3 protein-coding genes and 1 tRNA gene are annotated in these 4,115 nt (G+C 60.9%); 2 read left to right on the top strand and 2 right to left on the bottom strand.

The window, feature by feature from the left end:
• Positions 1 to 537: 537 nt before the first annotated feature.
• Positions 538 to 2,319, bottom strand: a complete 1,782-nt coding sequence (tadA, locus tag I4W09_RS10145) for a tRNA adenosine(34) deaminase TadA (RefSeq protein WP_196034067.1) — start codon at positions 2,317 to 2,319, stop codon at positions 538 to 540.
• 51 nt (positions 2,320 to 2,370) lie between these two features.
• On the opposite strand from tadA, the gene I4W09_RS10140 reads away from it, so the two are divergent.
• Positions 2,371 to 2,460, top strand: a tRNA-Ser gene (locus I4W09_RS10140).
• A 3-nt stretch (positions 2,461 to 2,463) separates the two neighbouring features.
• Here I4W09_RS10140 and I4W09_RS10135 read toward each other — a convergent pair.
• Entirely contained in the window at positions 2,464 to 3,048 is a 585-nt protein-coding gene (locus I4W09_RS10135) for a TetR/AcrR family transcriptional regulator (RefSeq protein WP_158557017.1), read from the bottom strand.
• A 211-nt stretch (positions 3,049 to 3,259) separates the two neighbouring features.
• On the opposite strand from I4W09_RS10135, the gene I4W09_RS10130 reads away from it, so the two are divergent.
• Positions 3,260 to 3,811 carry a LemA family protein gene (locus tag I4W09_RS10130; RefSeq protein ID WP_082421874.1) on the top strand — a complete coding sequence of 184 codons (552 nt, stop codon included), beginning with the start codon at positions 3,260 to 3,262 and terminating at the stop codon, positions 3,809 to 3,811.
• Positions 3,812 to 4,115 lie beyond the last annotated feature (304 nt).

Genomic DNA, 4,115 nt, shown 5'->3' with positions numbered 1-4,115 from the left:
GGAGCATGGCCACCGGACCCATCGAAACACATCTCCACCATTCCTTCAACTGGGAAAATGCCGCCCCCGGGGCCCGGATAGGACCTCGGGGGCGTTCGGTTAACTGCGGGAGCGTGCCGTCAGCTCAATGTGTTCGGTTGGGATCGGAAATCAACCTTTTTGACTACTTTTGCAGCCCGATTGCCAGAGCAGCCAATGAGTAGTCAAAATAGTCCCATCCCAAAATGACCGGCTTGGTGCCGCACCACAGAAAGGGCCCATCTACTACGTTTAGGCCACAGGGGTCAACCATAGCCGACTTTTTCGAAAATCGGCAAGCTTTCTACCTGCGGTTTTGTTTTGCAAATTCCGGAATGGTCGAGGGTGGCCGGTTTAACGTAGTAGATGGCCACGTTTCGTGGCAGGCGGTCCGACCCAAGGCACAAGGCAGCCAACCTCGAATGGACATTCTCGAAGTTGCGGTGGAATACGGACTGAATTGGCACCTTAAAGGCAAAAACACTCCGTATTTCACCGCAACTTATAGGGAGATAGGCCTTAGAGGCGAGCGAGGTCGTAGGATTGGGCGGCTGCCTCGCCGGCACAGATGAGGTTGGTTGTGGCTTCTTGCGAATCGAGTGCCCGTTCCAGGTCCATGGGCTTGCGGCAAATCGGCAAAACCAAGTCAATACCCTGCCCATATACCGCGTCCAGGTTGACGGCGCGACCGCCCACGACGGCGACCACCGGCTTGCCATATCGCTTCGCACGACGAGCCACACCCACCGGTGCCTTACCGGCGGCGGATTGCTCGTCCATATTGCCCTCGCCCGTTATGACCAGGTCGACATCGCGCACGCGCTCGTCAAACCCCACGAGGTCGAGCACCGTCTCCACACCCGAGCGTAGCTCCGCGCCGAGCGCCAGCAACGCCGCGCCCAAGCCACCGGCAGCGCCCGCGCCGGGTACACCGAGCACCGAGCCAAATGTCCGTGCGCCCTCGGGTGTGCGCAACAACCCCTGGGCTCGAGCTCTGGCAATCGCCGCATCGAGCAAGCGACCGTAGCCGACCATCCAGCCGTCGTATCTGCGCAGCACCTCGACATCATCCGCCGGCAGGCCCTTCTGCCCGCCAAACACCGCCAGTGCGCCTCGACGCCCCACGAGCGGATTCTCGACATCCGAAAGCACAACGATGCGAGCATCATCCAAAGCCTGCAGCGCGGGCGCCAAATCAACGCTCGCCACCTGCTCAAGGCCGGCAAGACCGGGGGCGACATCGCAGTCCTGATCATCGACCACACGCGCGCCCAGCGCCTGCAGCATGCCGGCGCCACCGTCGTTGGTGGCGCTGCCGCCCAGACCAATATAGAGTGTCTTTGCGCCCATGCGAACCGCGCGAAGCATGAGCTCGCCCACGCCATAGGTTGTGGCCGCCAACGCCGCCGACTCCGTACAAGGCGAATACCCAATGCCGGCCGCCTCGGCCATCTCGATGACCGCGGACTTGTGCTCGACATCAACCAGCATCCGGGCAGACACGCGGTCGCCCAAGGGCCCTGCGACCTCGCAGGTTGAGAGCTCGCCACCGCAGGCGGCAACGGCATCGAGCGTTCCCTCGCCACCATCTGCCAGCGGCAATGCGCGCACCTCGGCATCGGGCCAAACGCGGCGCACGCCTTCGGCAACCGCCGCCTCCGCCTGCGCGCTCGAAACGCTGCCCTTAAAGGAGTCGATCGCCAACAGCACACGGCGGGGTCGGCGGCACGCAGGACCAAAGTCAACCGCCGTGCCAGCATCCTCACCGGCACCTGCAAGCGCTGCGGCGTGAGCGGCGTGTGCTTCAAGATCGGCCCCACAACCGCAATCAGCGCCGCCCGCTCCGCGCAGACCGCCAAAATAGCTACTCAGCAGCTCGCGGCATTCATCCGCCAGGACCCCAGCCGTCACGTTAAACCGATGATTCAGGCGCGAGTCGGCATTCAGGTCATACAGCGAACCCAGCGCGCCCGCCTTGGCATCACTCGCGCCATACACGCAGCGCCCCACGCGCGCGTTGACCATAAGGCCCGCGCACATGCAGCAGGGTTCCAACGTCACATAAACCGTACAGTCGAAAAGGCGCCAGCGGCCAAGCGCCTGGGCAGCGGCGCACACGGCCGCAAACTCGGCATGAGCCGAAGGGTCCTGGTCGAGTTCGCGCCGATTGTGCGCCCTCGCGACGATCTCACCGTCGCGCACCACTACGGCTCCGATGGGCACCTCGCCCACCGCAGCAGCGGCGCGCGCCTCCGCCAACGCCTCGCGCATGAACTTCTCGTCGATTTCGGTGATCGTCATCGTTCGCCTTCCCTGTTGCAAATTCAAAACGATGCTATCATTACGACTCACGGAGAGATGGCAGAGCGGTTGAATGCGGCGGTCTTGAAAACCGTTGAGCGCGAGAGCGTTCCGGGGGTTCGAATCCCCCTCTCTCCGCCACTCCTAGTGATGCACCGGTGTCATGGTCCGCTCAAACAACGCATCGACCACGTCGGCTATCTCAGGTCGACGCTCAAGATCGTGGCCCGATTCCCACCATATCGTGAAAAGTCGAATAATACCGCCGGCGACAAACTCAGACGTCGTCTCGAGTGACACGGGGGCCAGGGCATCCTCGGCAAGCACGTTCATCACACGCTCGCGGATGGAGCGGGCAATGCGGTCGCAAATAACGTTGGTCAACATGCCCGACATGCTGCTTGCCAAAATGTTATCCATGAGCCGCTCGTGCGTCAGAATCAAATCCATGGCATCGTCCAAAATCGCGTGCCGAAGCGCGCGCACGTCCTCGGCAGACACTGCGCCGGCCTCATCGGGCTGTTTTTGCGGCAAGCCCGACATGAGCTCATCGATATAAAAGGCAAAGTAATCGTTCTTGTCGCGAAAGTGCTTGTAGAACGTCGTGCGGCGAATCATGGCCCGGTCGCACAGCATGGCAACCGTCAGGTCCTCAAAACGATGCTCCTCGAGAAGCTCGGTGAAGGCATCGAAAAGGGCGCGGTAGGTTTTCTTAATGCGAAGGTCCACTGGTATCGCCATCCTCAGGGCAAAGACAACACTCGTCAATCTGTCGCATATCTTACACCTGTACCTCGCGCGCTTTGCCCCGGTGCCGGCCCCGCCGAAAACACAACGCTTACCGGAAAGTTCGGCACGGCAAAACGTTGCGGGTATACTAGTAGCGTTATACCAACGGCAGCTGGCGCATGCCGCCGCGGCCATTCGAAACGGAGACATCATGATTACCGTCATCATCGGCATCGTTGTTGTCATTGTGATTGTCTGCGCCATCGCCGGCATCTACAACAACATGGTCACCAAGCGTAACCGCATCGATAACGCCTGGCAGAACATCGATACGCAGCTGCAGCGCCGCAACGACCTGATCCCCAACCTGGTCGAGACCGTCAAGGGCTACGCCAAGCACGAGCAGGAGACGCTCTCCGCCGTGATCAGCGCGCGTAACACCGCCGTCAAGGCCACCACGCCCGAGGCCAAGATGGAAGCCGACAACGTGCTGACCGGTGCGCTGCGCCAGCTCTTCGCCGTAGCCGAGGCCTATCCCGATCTTAAGGCAAACACCAACTTTACGCAGCTGCAGGCATCGCTCGAGGATACCGAGAACAAGATTAGCTATGCACGCCAGAGCTACAACGACTGCGTGCTCAGCTACAACAACGCCATTCAGACGTTCCCGGCTGTCATCTTTGCCGGCATCTTCCAGTTTAAGGAGCGCCAGGGCTTCGAGGCCGCCGAAGCAGCCCGCCAGGCCCCGACCGTCAAGTTCTAACAATCACGGCCGAGTCTTAAGCCAGTTCATCAACCCTTTAGGGTCCAAGGCACAAACCTTGGGCCCTTTTCTTATCCACGCACAACGCGCGGCCAATAGACCGCGCACCATCTTTTTTCAGATTAATCATTGCCCGTTGTGACATCGCCGAACCCGCAGGGCAGAGAGCAAGTTCCCCCCCCCGGCGCATTCCGCACTGATATCTTCTGTATTGAAGACGTCGATGATGCACCCGTATACCATTGACGTCGACACCATCAGATGCGGACCGCGCGGTGACCCCACATTCCGCTGGCGCCCACGG

It is taken from the genome of Collinsella aerofaciens, from assembly GCF_015670795.1.
GTDB lineage: Bacteria > Actinomycetota > Coriobacteriia > Coriobacteriales > Coriobacteriaceae > Collinsella > Collinsella aerofaciens_Q.
The sequence above is the reverse complement of the archived record's forward strand: the minus strand, read 5'-3'. Positions and strand labels throughout refer to the sequence as shown.